Annotated in this window: 13 protein-coding genes; 10 read left to right on the forward strand and 3 right to left on the reverse strand. The window is 41.7% G+C overall.

The genetic code is table 11. The features are described 5' to 3' along the window. Nucleotides 1–8: 8 nt before the first annotated feature. Both HMPREF1535_RS04890 and HMPREF1535_RS04895 read right to left on the reverse strand, forming a co-directional pair. The gene (locus HMPREF1535_RS04890; RefSeq protein ID WP_007655235.1) at nucleotides 9–3368 is read right to left on the reverse strand and encodes a TonB-dependent receptor; all 3360 of its coding nucleotides are present in this window, start codon (nucleotides 3366–3368) and stop codon (nucleotides 9–11) included. A gap of 160 nt (nucleotides 3369–3528) precedes the next feature. Beyond that, nucleotides 3529–4473, reverse strand: a complete 945-nt coding sequence (locus tag HMPREF1535_RS04895) for a FecR family protein (protein WP_010801833.1) — start codon at nucleotides 4471–4473, stop codon at nucleotides 3529–3531. 517 nt (nucleotides 4474–4990) lie between these two features. On the opposite strand from HMPREF1535_RS04895, the gene HMPREF1535_RS04900 reads away from it, so the two are divergent. The 10 genes from HMPREF1535_RS04900 (at nucleotide 4991) to HMPREF1535_RS04945 (ending at nucleotide 22669) form a co-directional block, all read left to right on the forward strand. Further along, the gene (locus HMPREF1535_RS04900) at nucleotides 4991–5659 is read left to right on the forward strand and encodes a FecR family protein (protein ID WP_007655237.1); all 669 of its coding nucleotides are present in this window, start codon (nucleotides 4991–4993) and stop codon (nucleotides 5657–5659) included. Between the two features lie 218 nt (nucleotides 5660–5877). After that, nucleotides 5878–9261, forward strand: coding sequence for a TonB-dependent receptor (locus HMPREF1535_RS04905; RefSeq protein ID WP_046145451.1), 3384 nt, complete (start codon nucleotides 5878–5880; stop codon nucleotides 9259–9261). Nucleotides 9262–9298: 37 nt separating this feature from the next. After that, nucleotides 9299–10927, forward strand: a complete 1629-nt coding sequence (locus HMPREF1535_RS04910; protein WP_046145452.1) for a RagB/SusD family nutrient uptake outer membrane protein — start codon at nucleotides 9299–9301, stop codon at nucleotides 10925–10927. A gap of 166 nt (nucleotides 10928–11093) precedes the next feature. Continuing rightward, the gene (locus HMPREF1535_RS04915) at nucleotides 11094–12458 is read left to right on the forward strand and encodes an alpha-L-fucosidase (RefSeq protein ID WP_046145453.1); all 1365 of its coding nucleotides are present in this window, start codon (nucleotides 11094–11096) and stop codon (nucleotides 12456–12458) included. A gap of 245 nt (nucleotides 12459–12703) precedes the next feature. Continuing rightward, on the forward strand, nucleotides 12704–13288 hold the full coding sequence (locus tag HMPREF1535_RS04920; RefSeq protein WP_046145454.1) for an RNA polymerase sigma factor: 585 nt from the start codon (nucleotides 12704–12706) through the stop codon (nucleotides 13286–13288). A gap of 82 nt (nucleotides 13289–13370) precedes the next feature. Then, nucleotides 13371–14579, forward strand: coding sequence for a FecR family protein (locus HMPREF1535_RS04925; RefSeq protein WP_046145455.1), 1209 nt, complete (start codon nucleotides 13371–13373; stop codon nucleotides 14577–14579). Nucleotides 14580–14672: 93 nt separating this feature from the next. Next, nucleotides 14673–18080: a TonB-dependent receptor gene (locus HMPREF1535_RS04930; RefSeq protein ID WP_087880767.1), complete on the forward strand. Its 3408-nt coding sequence runs from the start codon at nucleotides 14673–14675 to the stop codon at nucleotides 18078–18080. A gap of 14 nt (nucleotides 18081–18094) precedes the next feature. Next, on the forward strand, nucleotides 18095–19579 hold the full coding sequence (locus HMPREF1535_RS04935; protein WP_046145456.1) for a RagB/SusD family nutrient uptake outer membrane protein: 1485 nt from the start codon (nucleotides 18095–18097) through the stop codon (nucleotides 19577–19579). Nucleotides 19580–19702: 123 nt separating this feature from the next. Continuing rightward, the gene (locus tag HMPREF1535_RS04940) at nucleotides 19703–21946 is read left to right on the forward strand and encodes a GH92 family glycosyl hydrolase (protein WP_046145457.1); all 2244 of its coding nucleotides are present in this window, start codon (nucleotides 19703–19705) and stop codon (nucleotides 21944–21946) included. A 156-nt stretch (nucleotides 21947–22102) separates the two neighbouring features. Continuing rightward, nucleotides 22103–22669: an RNA polymerase sigma-70 factor gene (locus HMPREF1535_RS04945; RefSeq protein WP_046145458.1), complete on the forward strand. Its 567-nt coding sequence runs from the start codon at nucleotides 22103–22105 to the stop codon at nucleotides 22667–22669. A gap of 8 nt (nucleotides 22670–22677) precedes the next feature. Here HMPREF1535_RS04945 and HMPREF1535_RS04950 read toward each other — a convergent pair whose 3' ends face one another. Beyond that, entirely contained in the window at nucleotides 22678–24357 is a 1680-nt protein-coding gene (locus HMPREF1535_RS04950) for an alkaline phosphatase family protein (RefSeq protein WP_046145459.1), read from the reverse strand. Nucleotides 24358–24364 lie beyond the last annotated feature (7 nt).

Here is a 24364-nt window from a genome sequence, read left to right on the forward strand (position 1 = left end):
ATGATTTTTTAGAATGTAAGATTAAGTCCCAACATGAATACTCTGTTTGTCGGATAAACAAAGTTATCGAAACCACGGGACGTTGCATTGTCTGCATTATTGATATCAGGAGTGTAACCACTATATCCTGTGATTGTAAACAAATTTTCCGCATTCACATATACACGCAGTTTTTGTATTTTATCCTGGAACCAACGATTCGGGAATGTATATCCTAACTGGACATTACGCAGACGGAAGAATGAACCGTTTTCAAGGAAACGATCACTCTGAGGCCGGGTGTTCTGGTTCGGATCATCCCAAACTAAACGAGGATGCGATGCACCGGGATTGTCCGGAGTCCAGTAATCGAGCGTAGAAGCCAGGAAGTTCGTTCCTTTATTTACACCTTCCAACTCTAAACGGGTTCCATTATACACTTTATTGCCAAAAACACCCTGCATGCCCAATAAAAGGTCAAATCCCTTGTAGCTTGCATTCAGATTTAATCCCATAGTCAGTGTCGGGAACGGACTGCCGCAATAGACACGATCGTCATCCGTAATTTTTCCGTCACCATTAGAATCCTTGAAACGGATATCTCCGGGTTTTGCATTCGGCTGAATCAAATTACCATCCTTTACATATGCATCTATCTCCGCCTGGTTCTGGAACAGACCTTCTGTTGGGATCAACCAGAAACCACCGATCGGATAGCCGGCCAACGTACGGGTCGTAGCTACATTGGTACGGTTTTTACCACCTTCAATCACCTGGTTGGCATCTCCCATTTCTACAACTTCATTTTTCATCGCATTACCGGTCCAGGTAATTCCATAAGAAAAATCTTTTGAAGGGGCATCATTCCAACCCACAGTCCATTCCACACCTGTATTTTTAATTTTACCGGCATTACGGACGGGGTCGTTTGCACCACCTGTCGAAATAGGAATAGGCACTGTCAACAATATATCTTTAGTATTCTTACGATACCAGTCACCCGTGATCATCAACCGTGAGTTCATAAAAGCCATATCTACACCGATATTGGTCATTTCCGTTTCTTCCCATTTAATTGCCGGATTCGCAAAATCTTTCGGGAATGCACCACTGATCAAACCGCCGTTACCATCCGGATAATTAATATTGGATGTAATAACACTGGTGTACATATAGTCGTCAATTTCCTGATTACCCAGGATACCATATCCCGCTCTCAACTTCAACTGGTCCATCCAGCTCTTCGACTGTTCCATAAAATGTTCTTCCGCGATATTCCAACCGACCGAAACGGAGGGGAAATGTCCGTATCGATTCTCTTTGGCAAATTTGGAAGAACCGTCCCGGCGATAAGTCGCTGTAATCAAATAACGATTATCATATGAATAGAATACACGGGAAATGATTGAGGTCAACGCGCTCTCTTTCGACCATGTATCATTCATACGGTCCTGTGTAGCAGCACCTACTTCAGTTATTCCTTCAGGCAACCCCTTACCGGAAGCCAGTATATAACGGGTATGATAATTCTGATAAGAATATCCCAACAAAGCACTGATCTTATGTTTGCCGAATGTCTGATCAAACGTCAACAGATTTTCAATCAGGAAATTATTCTTTTGATAACGATATTCGGTCATATTGGATACAGCGTTATTACGCAAACCGAAATCATAGATATTTTCATAAGATGTATTCCGTTCAAAGGAGAGATCAGGAGTTGCATTCAGACGGTATTTAAATCCTAAAGGCAATTTAACCTCTGCATACAGGTTGATATAAGCATTATATGCATTCCATGTCCTGCGCGTCAGGTTTTCATCCAGGATACCCAACGGATTAGGAATATCGGTTGCATCACCATACACTTTACCATAGCCTCCCTTTTCGTTGGTCGGATCATATTTTTGAAGAGTCGGTATAGACTGAAGGATAATACCCAGATAACCACCGCGTGCAAAACCGTACAAAGGATTATTCTGTTGTGAACTGAACACGACATTGTTTCCAAAAGTAAACCAACCACGCTTATATTCCGATTTAAACTGGGCATTATAGCGTTGATAATTCGTACCTTTTATTGTTCCGTCCTGATTGACATAACCAAGACCTGTATAATAAGTAAAATACTTTGTGCCGCCTCTGACCGTCAGGTTATAATTCTGCATCAAGGCAGGTCCCATCATTTCATCCTGCCAGTCATTACTTTCTTTCATATCGGTTGCCATTTCAAGCGGACTGGCACCGATAGCCTGACGGGAAACAGTTGTCAGGCGCGCCCAATCTTCCGCTCCCAGCATATCCAGATATTTGGACGGAGTTTGCACACCGACATTCACCGAAGCATCGATAATCGGTTTTCCTTCCGTATTGGAACCGGATTTTGTGGTAACAATAATAACGCCATTGGCAGCACGTGAACCGTAGATGGCAGCAGAAGAGGCATCTTTCAGTACATCTATACTTTCAATATCGTTCGGATTCAGATGGTCCATGCTGCTCATATACATTCCATCCACAATATACAGCGGACTGGCATTGTTCAAGGTTCCGATACCACGAACCATGATACGGCTACTCTGTCCCGGAGCCCCCCCCTGGGATACGATATCGACCCCGGCAATTTTACCCTGAAGGGCCTGCCCGATATTCACATTACTCTGCGTACTCAGCTTCTCGGTACTGATATTTGCCACGGAACCGGTAAGGTCGGCTTTCTTCTGTGTACCATATCCGATTACGACCACTTCATCCAGAGTCTTGGTATCTTCCACCAATATAACACGAAGCGTATTCTGATTGGTAATTGTAATTTCTTTCGTCAGATAACCGATATAAGAAACTTCCAAAACTGAGCCGGATTGGGCCTCGATGGAAAATTCTCCATTGATATCTGTCACGGTACCGTTAGTCGTACCTTTAATTATCACATTCGCCCCGATAACCGGTTCGCCGTTTGAATCGAGTATCGTTCCATCGATTTTTCTTACCTGTTGCTGGATTTCAGCATCCGTTTTTCCTGTTACTTTGGTTAGTACGATATGCGTACCTTCCATATCAAAATCGATTTCCGAATCCTTCAGGATATTTCTAAGGACTGCCGATACCGGCTCATTTTTAACTTTGACAGAGACCTTGCGGTTCACATCTACCTGATTATTATAGATAAACAGATAATCGGTCTGTTTTTCGATTTCGCCTAATACTTCGTCCAGCTGGGCATTACGTTTACTAATACTCACCCGGGCATTTTGTGAATGTGTATTTTCTGCGAAAGAGCAGAACACACATACTAAGAGTAGGAACGTGGTGATTCGCATAATTCTAAAGATTTGTTTAAGTTTCGGGCTTTTAGGATAATACCTACCCGACAAAGAGTTTTTTTTCATACCTTTGTTGATGATTTGAAGTTAATACAGTTTTTAATTGAATTGTGTTGATTGAATGCCGGTAATTGCCCCCCAGCGTTTGCCGGCATTTTTCAGCTAGTGATCATGTATATTATTCATAAGCATTCTTTTAAAGTTAATAATATCATTAATTACAATCTTATTCTATATAAATTATCTGGTTCTCGTCATCCCGCTGATAAGTAAACTTTATATCCTTCTGCAATACCCTCAGCGCATAATCGATACCGTCTGTCTGTCGGAATTTACCCGTGTAAACGTATTTAAAGACATTCTTGTTTTTTACCTGAATTGTTAATCCATAGTATTTTTCAAAATCTTTCATAATGGATGTAAATGTTTCATTCTTAAAGCAAATCAAGCCTTCCTTCCAGCGGTAAGGATTATAGTCGTCCACAGCGGTTACATGCAATTTACCGTCTTGCAGAAAAACCTTATTGTTCGGTTTCAGAGTTATTTTTTGCGTGGAGTCGCTTGCTGAAGCTACCTTTACGCTACCCGACATTAACGTTGTTTCAAACTCGCCTGTTTCTGAATAGGCATTTACATCAAATTGGGTACCCAATACCTCTACGTTATAATTATCCGTTTGCACGATGAACGGTTTGCTTTTATCTTTTGTCACATCGAAATAGGCTTCGCCATCCAAGACCACCTGGCGATTATTTTTACCGAATTTCACCGGATATGACAGTGAAGTCCTGGCATTTAGCCAGACATTTGTGCCATCGACCAATGTGATATTGATACGTTGGCCTGCCGGGACAGTGATTGTCTGCATCGCCATCAATTCTTTTTCCAACGAAGACTGATAATAAAAATAACTTCCTCCCAAAGTGATTGCGACAACTGCGGCTATTTTGATTAACTCAGTTCTAAGAGAACTAAGGTTTATAGAAAATCTTTTCTTACCGTTCTTAATTATTTCTTCATTCCCCAAAAGCAACATGGCATCAAACAATTTCCGTTCTTTCAAAAAGGCCAGGCGGTTCTCAGCAGACTCTTCCATCCACTGTTTTACAGCCGCTTCCTCCTCAAATGATGCGTTGCCTTCAAAAAATTTATATAATATATCTTTGTTCATTTTATATCGTTTAGGATTACCCTTCTATACTAATAGCAGTTCAGACTTGCATATCCCTAGTAAAAATATAAAAAAAATATTACAAACTCAATTTTTCCTTTATATGATATTGTCTCCAGTGGTGTCAATAAAGAGAGAGAGACAGCTCTGATTTTATCAAATTTGTTTGTGAAGTCTAACTCTCACCCCATTGCAGTGGGTATTTTTCCCCATTGCTGTGGGGATTATTCCCCTTTGTAATGGGGAAAATTCCCCACATTAACAAAAACAGTGGGGAATTTTAGCGAAAGAAACATTCTGCGGTAGAAATCCGATCCGCCCAATAGAGCTGAAATAAAATGATACTTTACATTTTATTTCTTTTTTTATCCTGCCGGGCCTGTTTTTGAATCCTTCCAAAGAAATATTAAAACTCTTTCTAGAGAAATAGATAAACCTTAGTTCTCTTAGAACTGAGTTAATCAAAATAGCCGCAGTCATCGCCCTTACGCTTGGCGGGAGTTTTATCTACCGGCAAATGCAAACGGAACAGACTCCGATAGCATTGCAAACAATCACTGTCCCGGCAGGACAACGCATCAATATTACATTAGCTGACGGAACAAATGTCTGGCTGAACGCACGGACTACCATTCAATACCCAATCACCTTTAACGAAAAGGAACGTCTGGTCAAACTGGACGGCGAAGCCTATTTCGATGTGACAAAAGATAAAAGCAAACCGTTCATCGTGCAAACAAATAATTATAACGTAGAGGTATTGGGAACTAAATTCGATGTCGACTCTTATTCGGAAACAGAAATATTTGAAACAACCCTGATGGAAGGAAGTGTGAGAATTTCTTCCCTGACCGATGCAAACGAAAGCCTGATGCTCACACCACACAATAAAGCCTATCTGCATGATGGCAAACTGCGGGTGAAACCGGTAGACGATTATACGCCTTACCGCTGGCGGGAAGGCCTGATCTGTTTCAAAAACGAGACATTTGCATCGATCATGAAAGATTTTGAGAAATACTATGGGATAAACATCTATATCACAAACAAACAAGTACAAAAATACTTGTATACAGGAAAGTTCAGACAAACCGACGGTGTTGATTATGCATTGAGGGTTTTACAAAAAGATATAAAGTTTGCCTATGAACGGGATGACGACAATCACATTATTTATATCAAATGATTTTAACAATATGTTTCACCTAAATTAAAATGCTTATGGGATAAAAAATTTGTTAACCGTAATGCCGGTGAAAGCTGGGGGGCAATAGCCGGCAGGCATCCAATTAACACAAACTAAATTATTAATTTATTAATTTCAAATCACAACAAAGTATGAAAGAAAACACTTTGTCGAGGTGTAATTATCGGGCACCGCGACCCTTAAAAATTTTCAGAATTATGAGAATCACGACATTCCTGCTCTTAGTATGTGTGTTCTGCACTTTTGCAGAAAATACACATTCACAAAATGCGAGGGTCAGTATTAACAAGAAAAATGTTCAACTGGAAACAGTACTGAACGAGATAGAACACCAGACTGATTACCTGTTTATCTACAACAACCAGGTAAACGTAAACAAGAAGGTGTCGCTAAAGGCTAAAAACCAGCCTGTCTCCAAAGTACTGGAAGAATTGTTGGCTGATTCGGGTATCACATATTCTGTAGAAGGAAACCATATCGTACTTGGCAAACAGACTATGGCTGCCGCTCCGCAACAAAGTAGTACAATCAGAGGTAAAGTAATCGACACCAATGGAGACCCCGTTATCGGTGCCAACATTGTCGAAAAAGGGACAACCAACGGAACTACAACGGACGTAGAAGGGAATTTCTCTATTAACGCAAAATCAGGCTCTACACTGGTAATCACTTTCATCGGCTATGTCAGAGAAGAAGTGAAAGCTAACGCCGGAAGAAGAATGGAAATCATCTTACAGGAAGACTCCGAGACATTGGAAGAAGTCGTTGTCGTAGGATACGGTACCATGAAAAAAGCAGACTTGACAGGTTCTGTGGCAACTGTCGGTTCGGAAGTGATCGAAGACCGCCCGTTGACCAACCTGGGAGCCGGTTTGCAGGGCGCAATCGCCAACTTGAATATCACTTCTTCCAGCGGTGCGCCGGGAACAGGTTCTTCCTTCAATATTCGTGGTACGACAAACTTATCCGGCGGAGGTCCGCTGGTACTGGTGGACGGTATCGAAATGGACCCGAACCTGATTAACCCGCAGGATGTGAAGGATGTAACCGTACTGAAAGATGCGGCTTCCGCGTCTATCTATGGCGCACGTGCCGCTTTCGGTGTAATCCTGATCACCACTAAGACAGGTTTCGTATCACAAAAACCGGTCGTTTCACTGAGCGCAAACTATTCCATCAACGTTCCGACCGTTCATGCCAATTATATGAACTCCATGGAATATACACAATGGATGAATGATGCCAACACAACAAGCAACGGTAGTAACTATTTCGATGACATCACCATGGAGCATGTCAGAAATTATTACAACGATCCGGTCAATAATCTTCCGGTATTCCATCATCCGGACGATGCAGCCAGCAAATACCGTTATTGCGGCAATACCGACTGGTATGAAGCCTTGAATAAGAAAAGTTATCCGATGCAACAGTACAACATCAGTGTACAAGGCGGTAGCGAAACAGCCAAATATATGACATCGGCCGGTATGTTCCAGCAGGACGGTATCTCTAAATGGACAGACGAAGATTACAAACGTTTCAATGTATTGCAACACGTAAACTACAAGGTGAACAACTGGTTGCAGGTTGGCTTGAGAGCAACTCTGTCAATGGTAAAAATGAATACCGGTCCACAAAATAAATATGGTAGCAACTCTTTGGGAGCTACGATTCCGGGCGACAGCCGTCCCTTGATGCCGGTTTACCATCCGGACGGACATTTTGCCGGTTACTGTGGTGACGGTTACTTTACGAACCAGGCTGCCTGGTTATCACAAGGAGGTTCTGCCGAAATGAGAAACAATAATATGTATGCAACGGCATTCGCTAAACTGAACCCGTTCGAAGGATTGGAAATCAACTTCGATTATACATATAACTACTATAACTATTCTTTCAAGAACCATGTACGTGAATACATCGACTATGATGCCGACGGAAATCAGGGTTCAATCTTCCCGCATACTTCTCCGAATCAGGTCTCTTATAACAAAAGAGAATCGCAGTACGACGTATTCAATGCATATGCTACCTATAAGAAGAAAATCAACAAAGTACATGCTTTGGAAGGCATGATCGGTTTCAACCAGGAAAATGCGACTTATAAAGGTGTGGGTCTGAGTAGAAACAATCTGATCGCCAACGATATTCCATTTCTGAACTTGGCAACCGGCGACCGTTCGACCAGTGATTATATGAACCAGTGGGCCATCCGTGGTGCTTTCTTCCGTCTGTTCTACGCTTACGACGACAAATATCTGGTACAGGTAAATGGCCGTTACGACGGTTCTTCACGTTTCCCGAAAGATGACCGTTTTGCATTCTTCCCGACATTCTCATTGGGTTGGAGACTTTCACAGGAAAAATTCTGGAAACCGATCGCCCATATCGTAAATGACTTCAAGATCAGAGGTTCTTACGGGGCTTTAGGAAACCAGGTACTACTGCAAGGTGGTAATGACATGTATTATCCCTATATTTCTACCTATACCACAGGTGAAGTAGGTTACCTGTTTAGCGGTGAAAAACAGATGGGAGTATATGCTCCGGGATTGGTAAGCGACCAGCTAACCTGGGAAACAGTTAAACAATGGGACTTAGGTTTTAACTTCTCAATGTTTGACAGCAAACTGACCGGAGAATTCGACTATTACGTTCGAACAACAGAAGACATGTTGACAAAATCAAAAACATTACCTTCCATTTTAGGTGTTTCTGAACCTCAGATGAATGCTGCCGATTTGAGAACCAGTGGATGGGAAGTAGCTTTAACCTGGAAATCGGCCTTACAGAATGGTTTCGCCTATAGTGCAACACTATCTTTATCAGACTATCAGGCTGAAATCACCAAATATGATAATCCGACAAAGAACTTGTCAGACAATTATTATGAAGGCAAGAAGTTGGGTGAAATCTGGGGATTCGTAACAGATGGTTTATTCCAGTCCGACGAAGAAGCCTCTTCATGGAACCAGTCAAAAATAGTCGGTTATACGCAATATGCCGGTGATATCAAATTTGCCGACCTGAATGGTGACGGAGAAGTTACAAGAGGTGAAAACACGGTCAACAACTCTGGTGACCTAAAGATCATCGGTAATGAAACACCGCGTTATAACTTCGGTATCCGTGGTACAGCCGAGTATAAAGGCTTCGATTTCACGTTATTCTTCCAGGGTACTATGAAACGTGATATTATACCGTCAAAGACATTCTATCTGTCTCATTATACATCTGAGTGGTCTGTTCCCCAAAAGATGAATTATGACTATTGGAGAGAAGATAACCGCGATGCGTTCTTTCCACGTGCCCGTATGAACGGTTCTGCTGTAAATGAAAACCAGACCCGTTTCATGTTGAATGGTGCTTATATCCGTTGTAAACAGCTCGCTCTTGGTTATACTATTCCTAAATATATCACGGAAAAGGCTAAAATCTCCAAGCTGAGAGTTTACTTCAATGCAGACAACTTGTTTGAATTCTCCGGAATGCCTGACACTTTCGATCCTGAATTGGCTACAGTAAATGCTTATCCATTTATCCGGTCATTCTCTTTTGGTGCTAACCTGACATTCTAAGATGAAACATTGTAGAATAATTAAAATTAAAAACAGAATGAAAAAAGTATATTATATAGCGAGCTTGTCTTTATTACTCGGATTTTCCGCATGTAATAACGACTTTATGGACTTGTATCCGGAAGATAAAATCAACGACGAGACTTATTGGAAGACAGAAAGCGACTTGAAAAACTTTGCCAACCAGTTCTATACAACACTGGATAATACCGGTATATATAACAGTGACAATGCCTCAGACAATCAGGCACCTCAATCTAAGGATGACTTTGTTTGGAGTGATTACACCATCCCTACAGCCGGAGGGGGTTGGGCTAAAGGCGATTGGGCTAATATCAGAAGTTGTAATTATTTTTTGAGCCGTTATCATACCGTTGAGGGGAATGCTGAAAAGATCAACCAGTATGTAGGGGAGATTTACTTCTTTAAAGCCAAGTTCTATTACGAAAAAGTTCTTCGATTCGGTGATGTACCCTGGTTGACAACAGACCTGACTACTTCTTCCGAAGAACTATACAATCCACGTAATGATCGCGGAGCTGTTATCGACTCTATCTGTGCTTGCCTGGACAAAGCCAGCGAATGGTTGCCGGAAACAATGCAAGACTCACGTCTAAGTAAATATGCTGCATTGACTCTGAAATCCAGGGTATGTCTGTTTGAAGGAACCTGGAGAAAATACAGAAATCTTGAAAATGCAGATAAGTATCTACGTATTAGTGTAGATGCTGCCGAAAAAATTATCAATAGTGGTAATTTTACTGTTTACTCTACCGGTAATATTGAAGATGACTATCATGCACTGTTCAACCAACAAGATTATTCAAACAATAAGGAAGCAATCTTTTTTGCTGCCTATGTGACAGATAAACGCATGAATAACAGACCTCGTACAGTCCGTGAAGCAAAAACTGGTATGACCAAGGACTTTGTAGAATCATTCTTATGCGATGATGGTAAACCTATTGCTCTAAGCGACCGGTATAAAGGTGACGTAAAATTCACTGATGAGTTTGAAAATCGTGACCCGCGTTTGAAACAATGCATATATACACCAGAACGTCCTATCGCTATATTGGCAGATGGTTCTGAAGAATATGAAAATTCTCCGGTATTCAGTAATCTCTCAAATACAGGCTACCGCTTATACAAAATGTATTCTCCGTTAGCGGAAGATAACGAATTTATTAAATGTACGCTGGATGACCTGATCTACCGATACGGTGAAGTTCTTCTGAATTATGCTGAAGCAAAAGCCGAATTGGGTGAATGCGACCAGGCGGTTCTGGACAAAACGATCAATAAACTGCGTGACCGTGTAGGCATGAAACATCTGACAACAGATGTAGGATTTACCGATCCGAACTGGCCGAACTGGGAAGTTCCCATCTCTCCGCTATTAAACGAAATTCGTCGCGAACGTCGTGTAGAACTGGCTTGCGAAGGCCTCCGTTGGAACGATTTGTGCAGATGGAAAGCAGGGAAGTTACTGGAAAACATAAAAACTTATTTAGGTCCGCGCGATCCGGCAACAGGTGAATATCGTGTTGTTTATCCGGGTATGACCCGCACATGGTACGATCGTTTATACCTGTATCCGATCCCGACAGACGAGTTTACTTACAATCCTAATCTGTTACCGCAGAATCCGGGTTGGACAAACTAATAATGTGCCAATGAGCTAATGTGCCAATATGCCAATAAGGCAATATGCTAATGTACCAGTTTTAAGAATTTTAGATCCACGGTATTTTATTGGCATATTGACACATTAGCATATTGGCATATTATTTTTCACTATACTTGCATCTGAAATATAATCTGACTCAATCATGAAAAAAACATTTGTAGGATTACTGGCAGCCTTGTCAGTTCTTGTTTCCTGTTCATCCAACGAACCGACGAACGTTGTCACCCCAAACGCACGGCAACTGGCCTGGGCCGATGCCGAAGTTGGCGTATTGATCCATTTTGATATGCCTGTTTACCAACCGGACTACAATTTCAGGAAATGGGGAACGCATCCGGACGCATCCATTTTCAACCCGACAGAATTGAATACTGACCAATGGCTGGAAACCGCGCACAAACTGGGAGCCCAATATGCCGTACTGGTAGCCAAGCATTGCAGCGGCTTCAGCCTGTGGCCAACGGAAGCACATGATTACAGTATCAAACAATCCCCCTGGAAAAACGGCGAAGGTGATATTGTTGCCGATTTTATCGCTTCCTGCAAAAAGTATAACATCAAACCGGGAATCTACGCCAGCACAACAGCAAACGGTTATCTGTATGTAGACAATCCCGGCGTTGTCCAGGAAGGCGGTCCGGTCACTCAGGAAGAATACAACAAAATCGTAACGCAGCAATTGACCGAGTTATGGAGCAATTACGGGGAATTATTTGAAATATGGTTTGACGGCGGCGTGCTCTCCAAAGACCAGGGCGGTGCAGACGTACTATCCCTGGTACAGAAACTACAACCCAATGCCATCGCTTTCCAGGGCCCGTACGGTCATCCAAACCTGATCAGATGGGTAGGCAATGAGGAAGGTGTCGCCCCTTATCCGTGTTGGTCTACTGCCGATTCGACAACCAATGCCGACGGCACGCGTGTTATAAATGGCTTGAACGGCGATCCTTTCGCCCCGTTCTGGTGTCCGGGGGAATCAGATTTCACCCTGCGCTGGAACCGTTCATTCCAGGGAGGCTGGTTCTGGACGGCCGGACAGGATAGCATGATGTTCACTCTCCCCGAACTACTAACAAAATATGAGACCAGTGTAGGAAGAAACACGAATATGCTGCTGGGATTAGTTATCGACGACAGGGGACTTATTCCGGATGCCGACGTCCGCCAGGTGGAAGCGCTGGGCAAAGAGATTGCACGCCAATATGGTAGTCCGCTGCAACAAACATCGGGCACCGGATCGGAATTTGTCATATCTTTCGACAAGCCGGTCAGCATCAACCGTGTCATCTTGCAGGAAGATATCTCAAAAGGAGAACGGGTTCTGAAATATACCCTGAAAGGTAAAAAGAATAATGAATGGATTGACCTTTCTTCTGGTACCTGCATCGGCCATAAACATATAAACAGGTTTGAGGCACAAACGCTCGATGCAATCAAGTTAGTTGTAGACGAATCAAAAGCTGATCCCCTGATCATGAACTTTTCAGTTTTTGAAACTATTTAAATAATATCTCCGAAAGAGACAGTACATTTTTTTTTTGCTTTATCGAAATGTTTTCCCAAAAGAGGTAGGTGTAATTGATATCAGAGGTAGGTCTAAATCAATTTACACCTACCTCTAAATTTGTTTAGACCTACCTCTGTCAGACATAAGCATCGAATGATTTTTATAAAAGAACTGCAGCAATCCCTTACTTCAAGGTTTTATTTTACTTTATTTGTTCTATATTTGCGAAACAAATCACCAATATGCAAGAAGATGAAAGTAAAATAAAGTGGTGTCAGTTTATCGCTGGAGACAAAGAAGCCTACAGCTGGATATATAAAGTATATATACAAATGCTTTTCCAATATGGTAAACGTTTCACTTCGGATACTGAGCTAATAAAAGACTGTATCCAAGAAGTTTTCACCAAATTATATAACAACAGAAAACACCTTGTCATTCCAGACAATATTAAACTATATCTGCTCATATCACTAAAAAATTGTCTGATCAACACAATCTGTCAGGAATCCCACTACGAGCGTTATAATAGTGAAACGATCTCTTTTTCATTAGAACTGACCGTTGAAGAGCAGTATGTAAACAATGAACATTACCAAAATCAATTAAAAAGAATACGAGAGATCCTCGCCCTGTTAACCCCGCGTCAGAAAGAGATCATTTATTACCGGTATATCCAGGAACTCAGTTTCGATGAAATCTGTGTCATCATGGATATCAATTACCAATCTGCTCAAAATCTCATCCAGCGTTCTCTGAAAAAGATCAGGGATACATACGGATCGGTAGAAGTATTTCTTCTTCTTTTATCTATTTCAGTACGATAAAAACAATTCATACAAAAAAACTCTTTTTTAGTGAGTAGAAAAAAAGGACTGCCATGTCCTCTTTATAAAATATACTCACTGAATGGATAAAGATTATACAAAATATACAGCCGATCAACTGCTGAACGATGATTTCTTTTTGCTGTCAGAATCACATCCGACAAAAGAAAATCAATTTTTTTGGCAGAATCTTATGACTAAAAACAAATCGTTAGCAGCCGAGATCGAAACAGCTCGTCTTTTTCTGAATGCGATCCGAGCAAATATCGATAAAACATTACTACCTGATAATGAAAACAAAATTTTATGGCAACAGATTGAACAGAAAAACCAATGGACCGATAAAAAGAAAAGGCAGAAAAAACTACTCCTTTCTGTAGCAGGAATTGCAGCATCCATTTGTATTCTACTTTCATTGGGGAAATATATATCCTACCAACCCAATAAACAGGAAACAAATTATCTGGCAATAATAGAAGCCATACCAGAACCCGACAGTTCCTCACAAAAAGTACAGCTCGTACTAGCAAACAACGAAAAACTGACTATCGACGGAGAAGAAAGCCAACTTGAATATAAGCCGGGAGGAACAATCAACGTAAACTCACAAAAAGTAGAACAAACCGATAGGGAGGAACAGAAAACAACATTTAACCAACTGATCGTTCCTGTCGGCAAGCGTTCCACCATCACCTTCTCTGACGGAACAAAAATATGGGTCAACTCTGATTCCAAAGTAATCTATCCGGTCACATTTTCCAAAGAGAAAAGAGAAATATTCGTAGAAGGTGAAATTTATCTGGAAGTCAGCAAAGACGAAAAGAGACCCTTTTTTGTTAAAACCAGACAGATGGATATCAAAGTATTAGGTACTCAATTTAATGTTACAGCATATGAAAATGAAAAAGATATGCAAGTTGTACTGGTCTGCGGAAAGGTTGAAGTTAAATCTGGAAACAAACATAAGGATATCTTATCTCCAAACGAAATGTTCCGTTATGATAAAGAAATAAATAAAGGGACAATCAGCCATGTAGACATAAACGATCATGTAGCATGGAAAGACGGATATTACCAATTCAAACAACAATCACTGAAAGTTATCCTAAAAAAGCTATCCCGATATTACGGAGTACAACTTTATTGCGGAGAAGAAGCCAGTACTGTGAGTTGCAGTGGCAAACTGGACTTAAAAGAGAATCTGGAAGATGTGTTGATTTCTCTGAAAAAAGCGATGCCCATTGAAATAGAAAAGAAACACGAGAGCATAGAAATTAAAGTCAAACATTAAAATCATTGTATTATGGATCCTTAAATCATGCCATTCTCAAAAACTGCAATTACAAAGTTCTTCATTATTTACTAACTTAAATCATTACAGAAAATGAAAAAAAGCATCAGATTTAGTCAATGTCTGTTCTTCTTATTCATGGGGATAAAAATATGCTTTGCATCTGAAATGTATTCGCAACGCACATTTTTCACCATTGAGTCGAATAATCAGACAATCAAGGAAGTGATCAGCAAGATCGAAAAAGAAAGTGAATACATTTTCTTTTATATGGACAAGTCTATCGATTTGAACCGTAAAGTATCTGTGAAAGCACAGAAAGAAAATGTAGAAAAGATACTAGAACAAATTTTTACCGGGACTAATGTTCGCTATTACATCTCAGATCGGCAAATTATCCTTTCAAAAGAAAAACTAACTTCGTTCCCGGAAAATCCACAGCAAGAAAAACGGACAATCAGTGGCATAGTACAAGATGCGATGGGTCCTATTGCCGGAGCGAATATAATAGTAAAAGGAACGACTAATGGTAATATCACCGATATGGACGGTAAATTTACAATAGACAATGTGTCCGCCAACGCAACAATTGTTGTCTCCTTTATCGGATACATATCCCAAGAAATTTCTGTCGGAAATCAAGCCATAATCAATGTTATTCTGAAAGAAGATTCCGAATCACTGGGTGAAGTGGTTGTAGTCGGATATGGAGTCATGAAAAAGAAAGACCTGACCGGAGCTGTGTCTCAGGTAGGAAGCAATGCTTTAAAAGATTTGAAAGTGTCGCATCCTACAGAAGCCATGGCTGGAAAACTGGCAGGAGTCCAGGTTCAGCAAGTAGGAGGACAACCAGGGCAAGCAGCAACGATCAGGGTTCGCGGCTCCGGTTCCATTACAGCATCAAGTGCTCCCTTATATGTGGTAGACGGATATCCGCTCGGTGAACAAAACCTCAACGCGATCAATCCTAACGACATCGAATCGATCGAAGTTCTGAAAGACGCTTCTGCTGCCGCTATCTATGGTTCACGTGCTGCAAATGGTGTTGTACTGGTCACAACAAAGTCTGGTAAAACAGGAAAGATCAGTGTAAATCTGGATATTTATGCCGGTTTCCAAAATGTAACCAAGAAATTAGACCTGATGAATGCCCAGGAATTTGTAGAATTTAGCCGGGAAGCATTCAACAACAATTATCTGGACAAAGTTTCGGGCGCCTCCGTCAATGACCCGGTTAGTTCACGGCCTTCAGGAAACCGTTATCGTTACCCGGCCTTTTATGATGATGCGAACTATGTAGCCTCTTTAGGTAAAGGGACAGACTGGCAGGATGAAATATTCCGCACCTCCCCGGTACAGAACTACCAACTGACAGTTACAGGTGGAGATGAACGAACCAAATATATGTTCTCCGCAGGTTATTTCAACCAGCAGGGAGTGATAGTCAACAGTGATTACGAACGTTTCTCGGCCAGGGCCAAAATAGACAGCGAACTAAATCAGTGGCTGAAGATAGGTGTAAATCTGGCCCCGACCTACATGAATGCCAACAGGACAACCCAGGGACACTGGGCCAGCGACGGCGTAATCAATGCAGCTCTGGCTACTGCGCCTGTCACACCGGTGTACAATGAAGACGGAACATGGGCATCTCAATCTATGTACGCAGTTGCCAGTGACGGGTTGACAGGGGTACCCAATGCACTGGCCTGCACCTATATCCATAATTACGATACAGACCTGCGACTGTTCAGTAACGGTTATATTGAATTGTCACCTCTGAAAAACCTGAAAATAAAATCAACGATCGGTGCAGACATCCGCGAATATAGAAATGAATACTTCCGTCCATCCACAATCCCGAACAACGGAAATGTCGCCCCTCTTCCTTCTACGGAAAGAAAAGCGACAGAGAAATCAGCCGAAACAGTCAACTGGCTGAATGAAAATACAGTTACCTATTTCAACACCTGGAATAAACATGAAATAGATGCCGTTGCCGGGTTTACCGCCCAAAAGAATATCTACCGTTACACGGAAGCCAGCGGCTCCGATTTTCCTAATGATAAAATCCAGACAATCAATAATGCGACTGTAAAAAGTAGTAAGTCTGAACGCAAAACATGGACATTATTGTCTTATCTGGCACGCGTAAACTACCGTTATAACAATAAATATTACCTCACTGCATCTGTCCGTGCAGACGGTTCATCTCGTTTCGGTAAAAATAACCGATATGGCTATTTCCCTTCAGGCTCTGTCGCCTGGCGTTTATCCCAAGAAGACTTCCTTAAAAATATCAAATGGCTGTCAGATATGAAAATTCGTGCCAGCTACGGTATTACGGGTAATAACAATATTGGTGACTATGCATCTATAGGTATCATGGAAAATGCAAACTATGTTTTAGGTACAGGTACAGGAAATATCGTTAACGGAGCTGCACAAAAGAGTTTCTCCAATGCAGACCTGACCTGGGAAAAAACTCGTCAAACTGACCTGGGACTTGAAGTATCGGTTTTAGATAGCCGCCTGTCACTCTCCCTGGATTTGTATTATCGCAAAACAACTGATTTATTGATGAATGTAGACATACCTACTATTACCGGTTTTAGTAATGCGATGCAAAACATTGGTAAGATGCGTAACAAAGGACTTGAAATTACCGTAACCGGCATACCGTTCAAAAAAGAACAATTCACATGGGAAGCCACAGGAAATATTTCTGTCAACCGAAACAAAGTTCTTGCATTAGGTCCCACAGGAGACCCGATTTTCAGTGATGGCGGTGCAGGTACAACCCATATAACCATGATAGGCGAACCGATCGGTTCTTTCTACGGATACAAAATGACAGGTATCTTCAAAACAAAAGAAGAACTGGATAATTATCCTCATTTTGCAGATACGCAAGTCGGCGATGTCATGTTTGAAGATGTAAACGGAGACAAAGTTATTGATGCAGACGACCGTACGATCATCGGAAACAACATGCCGGACTTCACCTGGGGGATGACGCATACTTTCATTTTAAAAAACTTCGATGCCAGTTTTTCACTTCAGGGAGTTGTCGGTAATGATGTCCTCCACTTGGGCAGACGTTTCTATACACAAGGTGAAGGCAACCAAAATCAATTACGTGAAATGCTAGGGCGCTGGCAATCAGAAGAAAATCCGGGAACAGGATGGATTCCCAGAGCTAATTCACAACCGACAGGGCAGAATAATGCCATATCCTCCCGCTGGGTGGAAAGCGGTTCTTTCCTGCGTGTCAATAACCTGACGATCGGTTATACATTGCCCGATGTTATCTCTAAAAAATGTGGCATGCAGCGTGCACGTATCTATGTATCCACACAGAATCTCCTGACGATAAGCAATTACAGCGGCTATAACCCTGAAACAAGTTTCAAGGAAGATAACGTGACAGCCTCCGGAACAGACTACGGTATGTATCCGCTGTACCGTACTTGTACATTTGGTATTAACGTAACATTTTAAACAGCAGACAAATTATGAGACTAAAATATAATATAATCGCAATTGCATTGCTTGGGGTCGGCTTTTCATCCTGTAATGATTTTCTCAATCAGAATCCGCAAACAGATTTGAGTGAAAATGATTTCTATAAAACGGCTGATGATTTTACTTCCGCCGTAAACGGGGCTTATTCAGCCTTGCAGGAATCTAATATATTCGGTAACTGGTATGTATTTGCGGAAATACCATCCGACAATACACGCAACCAATTATCCGGGTCGGTAACCAGTCAGGATGAATTCGATAAATTCTACATCGACACGCAAAACAGCTATATTAAAGATTTCTGGACAGCCGCCTACCTGACTATAAACAGGACCAACACAGTGCTGGGACGCATTGACGGTATCGATATCGATGCAAACCTGGCAGTCCGTTATAAACTGGAATGCAAATTTATCCGTTCCCTGATGTATTTCAATCTTGTACGGGTTTATGGTGACGTTCCGCTGGTATTAAAGGAAATAACAATCTCAGAAGCATATGATATCCTCCGCGAACCGAAAGACAATATATATAACCTTATCATCTCCGACCTGAAAGAAGCTGCAGAAGGTCTCCCTGACAGCTATCCGACAACAGATGACGGTCGCGCAACAAAAGGGGCAGCCAAAGCATTGTTGGGAGAAATCTATATGACACTGCATAAGTATTCAGAAGCCGAAAGCATTTTGGGAGAAATAATCAGCAGTGGCCGTTATTCTCTATTGGAGAATACAGCGGGAACTCTCAACATTGACGGCTACAAAAATGTATTCAGTCCTGTCAACCATAACAACAAAGAAGGAATCTTTGAAATCCAATTCCTAAAAGGAGGATACGGCGAAGGGTCGAACTTTGCCAACAATTTCGCACCTGAAAATTCCGGAACTAATGTTGTCACTGTCGGTAGTACCGGCGGAAACAATATTCCGGAAATGGATATTTACAATGCTTACGAAGAAGGCGATCTTCGCAGAGATTTCTCCATGTCACTGGGATATTACGACAACCGAAAAAACGGAGAATGGATAGAATCACGTTATATCTGTAAGTTCATGGATGTTCCATATCAAAGTAACGATGCCAGCAACAACTATCCCGTATTCCGTTATGCAGACATACTTCTTATGTATGCCGAAGCATTAAATCAGAACGGGAAAACGTCAGAAGCCTGTAAATACCTGAATATGACACGTCGCCGTGGCTTTGGCTATCAGACCACAGAAACAACACCCGTCGATCTCCATACTACGGATAAAGCTACATTCGCCCTGATGGTAGAACAGGAACGCAGAGTTGAACTGGCCTTCGAAAATCATCGGTGGTTTGACCTAATCCGTACAGGTCGTGCAGTTGAAGTCATGAAAGGCAAGGGATTTTCCTTGAATGAGACAAACCTGACCTGCCCAATACCGCAGAAACAAATAGATGTAAATCCAGATCTGACACAAAATCAATATATTATCGAACCCAGATAATTGATTCCTTTGGGGTGTTCATTGGACTGGTTTTCTGCCAGAATCCAATGAACATCACCAGCTTATGTAATAAGTAACAATTTATAATTAACTTTGTAATATTATTAAATAAAATAATACCGAATGAAAGCCTGGACCGTCTTATTAAGTTTGTTGTGTTTATTCTCATGCAGTCAACAAGAAAAGAATTTTGAGAAATATGTAAACCCGCTCATCGGTACGGATATCCGTATCGTACAGGGGAAGGATAAAAATTCAACAGAAGAACGTGGACAGATCATGCCGGCTGTAGGTGTACCTCACGGAATGACCAGCTGGGTAGCCCAGACACAAGCAACAGAGCAAAAATGTCTCCCTCCTTATTACTATTTTCAGGATGCAATCCAGGGATTCCGTGCCAGCCATTGGATGAACGGCTCTTGCACACAGGATTACGGAAGTGTGACAATCATGCCCCTAAACAACAAGCTGGAAGTTGATCCCCAAAAACGGGCCTCAGCCTATAGCCATACAGAAGAGACTTCCACCCCATCTTATTACAACGTCTTACTAAAAGATTATAACATCCAAGCAGAAATCACCGGTCTGTCCCGCGCCGGAATTATGAGATTTGGTTTCCAACAGGATGGTGAGCATTACATCGTGATCGAACCGAACAGCGATGAAGGAAAAGCCTCTCTCCGGATCGACCCGGAAAAAAAAGAGATCACAGGATACAATCCGGTCCACCGCATCTACCAAGGACATGGAAAAGAAGCAGGTTTCAGCGGCCATTTTGTTATCCAATTGAACGAGGAATTTACCCGGTTCGGCATCGACAGTACCAGTCTGAATCATCCGGTTGCATGGATCAGGCTATCTTCTAGTAAAGCAGGAGATAAACTGATAAAAATAGGAACATCTTTCACCAGCATAGAGAATGCACGCAAAAATCTCCAAGCTGAAATTCCCGGTTGGGATTTCGAGGCCGTGCACAAGCAATCTTCTTCCATCTGGAATGAAGCACTGGGGCAGATGGCTGTAAAAGGAAAGAATGAAGAAGATAAGATCAAATTCTATTCGGCCTTGTACAACGCACATTTCCTGCCGCGTGCCTTCAGCGACACAGACGGATCATACCCTAAATTTGACGGAGGCGAAAGAATCATGAAAATGGAACAAGGAACCTACTATTGTGACTTTTCCCAATGGGATACTTACCGGGCCGTCCATCCCCTGTTTACCATACTCAATCCGTCACACAATGGCGATATGGTTCACTCGCTTGTGTTAAAAGGGCAACAAGGCGGCTGGCTACCGATTTTTCCATCCTGGAACAGTTATACGGCAGCCATGATCGGTGACCATTGCATCGCCATGATAGGGGATGCGATCATAAAGAACATACCGGGATTCGATTATGAGGAGGCATACGCACTAATGCGTAAAAATGCATTTGAAATGAATACTGATTCGGTCAGCTACCGGGATGGCAAAGGACGCCGGGCTATGGAATCTTATCTGAAATATAACTATATTCCACTGGAGGACCCGGTCATGGAGGCATTTCATCGTCGAGAGCAGGTCTCACGCACATTAGAATATGCATACGACGATTTTGTCCTTGCACAAGTGGCTAAAAAGCTGAACAAGACGGATGATTACAACGCCCTGATCAAACGCGCTGAAAACTATCGGTATGTAATCGACCCGGAAACAGGTTATGCTCGTGGACGGTATACCGACGGTAGCTGGGCAGAACCGTTCGATCCGTTTGCTTTCACCCCGTTCATTTGTGAAGGGACTCCCTATCATTATACTTGGTATGTACCCCAAGATGTGTCTGGACTGATAGATCAGATGGGAGGCAAAGAGATATTTATCTCACGTCTGGATACATTCTTCGAAGGGGCCTATTACTGGCACGGTAATGAACCGGGACATCACATCGCCTATATGTATGCCTATGCCGGTGAACCCTGGAAAACACAGAAATGGGTCCACAACATCATCAACCATGAATATTTTACAACTCCCGACGGACTTTCCGGAAATGACGACGCCGGACAGATGTCGGCGTGGCTGGTATTCAGTATGGTAGGTTTTTATCCGGTATGTCCGGGAATGCCTTATTATGTGATCGGAAGTCCGGCTTTTGAAGAATGCGTCATTACACTTGAAAACGGCAAAAAGTTCATTATTGAAGCAAAAGATATTTCCAGTGAGAATATCTATATCCAGTCGGCAAACCTCAACGGCAAACCATATGATAAAAGCTATATTCTGCACGAAGATATCATGAATGGAGGGAAACTTTCTTTTATAATGGGCAATACTCCCAATAAAGAATGGGCATCCTCCCCCGCCTCTCTGCCGCCAAGTATGTAAAACAGCTTGAATGACACAGTAGTATTACCTCTCCAGCACAATAGTGCTACCTATAGTGATACAATAGTCCTATAATAAGTAACACTATTGTGTTAAATAAATGACAGTATTGTATAAATATTATTATATTTACAACCTGTTATGCCTAGGGAGGATATGGAGAATACAACAGATTTAAAAGCATTCAATCAACTATTTACTGATTATCAAGGCCGATTTATCCGCTTTGCGAATACGTATGTAAGAGATGTTGCTGTCGCCGAAGATTTTACGATCGAAGCACTGATGTATTACTGGGAAAACCGCCATTCACTGGAAGAGGATTCGAATGTACCGGCCTATATTCTTACCGTCATAAAAAACAAATGTCTCAATTACCTTCAGCATCTTCAGGTAAGGGAAGATGTGAACGAACAATTACTGAATCATGCCGAATGGGAGTTGAATACCCGTATATCTACTTTGGAGGCCTGTGATCCAGGCGAACTATTCACAGCCGAAGCACAGGAAATAGTAAATAAAACCCTGGCCGGTTTACCGGAACAGACCAGGGCTGTATTTATTATGAGCCGTTACGAAAACAAATCTCATAAAGATATTGCAGAAACATTAGGAATAACCACCAAAGGTGTCGAGTATCACATTTCCAAAGCCTTGAAAAAGCTACATACCAGTCTGAAAGATTATTACCCGGTCTTTCTGTATTTATTTTATATCAATTAAAAACAAGTTTAATTTGCTTTCCTGAATAACTTATCTGCCGGTATAATCTGCTTGGGAATACCCGGACCTTTATAGAATGCATCAATCCAAAAACCACCTCCATTATTAAAGAATTCGACAGTCAGGATATGACGTCCCTCAGTTAACTCTATACTACCTTCTTTTTCTATTACACCATGTCCACCATCGTTATCTACGACTTTTTGACCATCAACATATAATTTACTTCCATCATCCGATTGAAGATAAAAACTATATTTTCCAATCTTATCAATCTGTAAATAAGTCGTATAAACCAAACCAAAAGTAGGACGCTCCCCTGGTATCAACAACTTCTGTATCTGTTCTGTATCTGCCTGTATTTCATCTGTGACCCATTGGCTCACTACTTTTTCATTCTTAAAGATCGGCAAAACACTCCAGTTTTTGCCCCGATAGAAAGAAACGTTAATCCCATTATCCGGATTCTTCTTCAAGATACGGAAATAACCATCTGAGATCAGACTTTCATTACCACCGTCACTATATGATTTTGCCCTGACCACTGTTGTTTTGTTCAGATTAAAAGGAGTTTCATATAAGGTAGATTGTTTTGTTGGCATAGAACCGTCTAATGTATAATACACTCTATCACCGGCATTGTAAGGTTCGATAACCACTTCCACATCCTTATCGATAAATAAACCTCCGGCTTGCGCAAACAGATGTCGTCCCCCATTAATCAACGGCCCATAAGACAGTTTTTTTACGATAACCGGATCCGGCTTACTCTCAAAACCTTCAAAAGCAGTCTTCATCGGACGTCCGGTCCATGCATACGGAGCTTCCAAACCTAATGCAAATACAATTGTCGGCCCTACATCGTACATATATGTTTGTTCTTGTATCTCATATCCTTTCTTGATACCTTTTCCATACAAAATAAAAGGAACAGTCATTTCCTCCCAAGATTGTCCGCCATGTCCATAACCGATACCACCATGATCGGCTACGACCATGACCACAGATTCATTTTCTATTCCGGCGTCTTTCACTGCCTGCAAAACCATCCCGACACATTTATCTGCATTATGGATACTTTCCAGGTATTTTTCTGTCATATGCCCGTATGCATGCCCGTAATGATCCACATCATCCAACTGGGTAAATGTAAACGCGGGTTTCTCTGTACGGATATACTCTGCTAACGCTTCGGCCGTTTTTATTTCCGTTTCATAAGACTTATCAACGGTTGCGACATTCTTCTCAAACAAACGTCCGAAACCACTCCAATGGTAAATCATTCCTATTTTAGCATCCGGCAGTTGTTTATGGACTACATTTACAACTGTCGGGAAAATGCCATACTCAGTTATACCAACCGGTTTTACTGAGTAATTATCAGGCTCCCAATCGTTGGAAGTAACTCCATGAACCTCTACACCGGCACCTGCCAACATGGAAGCCCAGTTTGATGAGCTACTCGAAGGAATTACAGTCCGTACACTACGACAGACTGCTCCATTTTTTATCATATAGTCCATATTCGGGGTATTGGCTTTCTCCAAACCTTGCGTACTCATTGCATCGATACCTACTACAAAAATATGTTTGATACCTGTTGGTGTCCTATCATTTCCTTGCCGACAAGCAAACAGAAATAGGGAAGCACACAACAATATAACTATTTTATTCAATCTATTTTCCATTTTATTT

This window comes from Parabacteroides goldsteinii DSM 19448 = WAL 12034 (assembly GCF_000969835.1).
GTDB lineage: Bacteria > Bacteroidota > Bacteroidia > Bacteroidales > Tannerellaceae > Parabacteroides > Parabacteroides goldsteinii.

What these genes read in the sequence shown, in the direction of transcription:
- HMPREF1535_RS04910 (WP_046145452.1), top strand. Translation starts at nt 9,299, where the DNA reads ATGAAAAAAGTATATTATATAGCGAGCTTGTCTTTATTACTCGGATTT.
- HMPREF1535_RS04920 (WP_046145454.1), top strand. Translation starts at nt 12,704, where the DNA reads ATGCAAGAAGATGAAAGTAAAATAAAGTGGTGTCAGTTTATCGCTGGA.
- HMPREF1535_RS04950 (WP_046145459.1), bottom strand. Translation starts at nt 24,357, where the DNA reads ATGGAAAATAGATTGAATAAAATAGTTATATTGTTGTGTGCTTCCCTA.
- HMPREF1535_RS04930 (WP_087880767.1), top strand. Translation starts at nt 14,673, where the DNA reads ATGAAAAAAAGCATCAGATTTAGTCAATGTCTGTTCTTCTTATTCATG.
- HMPREF1535_RS04900 (WP_007655237.1), top strand. Translation starts at nt 4,991, where the DNA reads ATGCAAACGGAACAGACTCCGATAGCATTGCAAACAATCACTGTCCCG.
- HMPREF1535_RS04915 (WP_046145453.1), top strand. Translation starts at nt 11,094, where the DNA reads ATGAAAAAAACATTTGTAGGATTACTGGCAGCCTTGTCAGTTCTTGTT.
- HMPREF1535_RS04935 (WP_046145456.1), top strand. Translation starts at nt 18,095, where the DNA reads ATGAGACTAAAATATAATATAATCGCAATTGCATTGCTTGGGGTCGGC.
- HMPREF1535_RS04925 (WP_046145455.1), top strand. Translation starts at nt 13,371, where the DNA reads ATGGATAAAGATTATACAAAATATACAGCCGATCAACTGCTGAACGAT.
- HMPREF1535_RS04890 (WP_007655235.1), bottom strand. Translation starts at nt 3,368, where the DNA reads ATGAAAAAAAACTCTTTGTCGGGTAGGTATTATCCTAAAAGCCCGAAA.
- HMPREF1535_RS04945 (WP_046145458.1), top strand. Translation starts at nt 22,103, where the DNA reads ATGGAGAATACAACAGATTTAAAAGCATTCAATCAACTATTTACTGAT.
- HMPREF1535_RS04895 (WP_010801833.1), bottom strand. Translation starts at nt 4,473, where the DNA reads ATGAACAAAGATATATTATATAAATTTTTTGAAGGCAACGCATCATTT.
- HMPREF1535_RS04905 (WP_046145451.1), top strand. Translation starts at nt 5,878, where the DNA reads ATGAGAATCACGACATTCCTGCTCTTAGTATGTGTGTTCTGCACTTTT.
- HMPREF1535_RS04940 (WP_046145457.1), top strand. Translation starts at nt 19,703, where the DNA reads ATGAAAGCCTGGACCGTCTTATTAAGTTTGTTGTGTTTATTCTCATGC.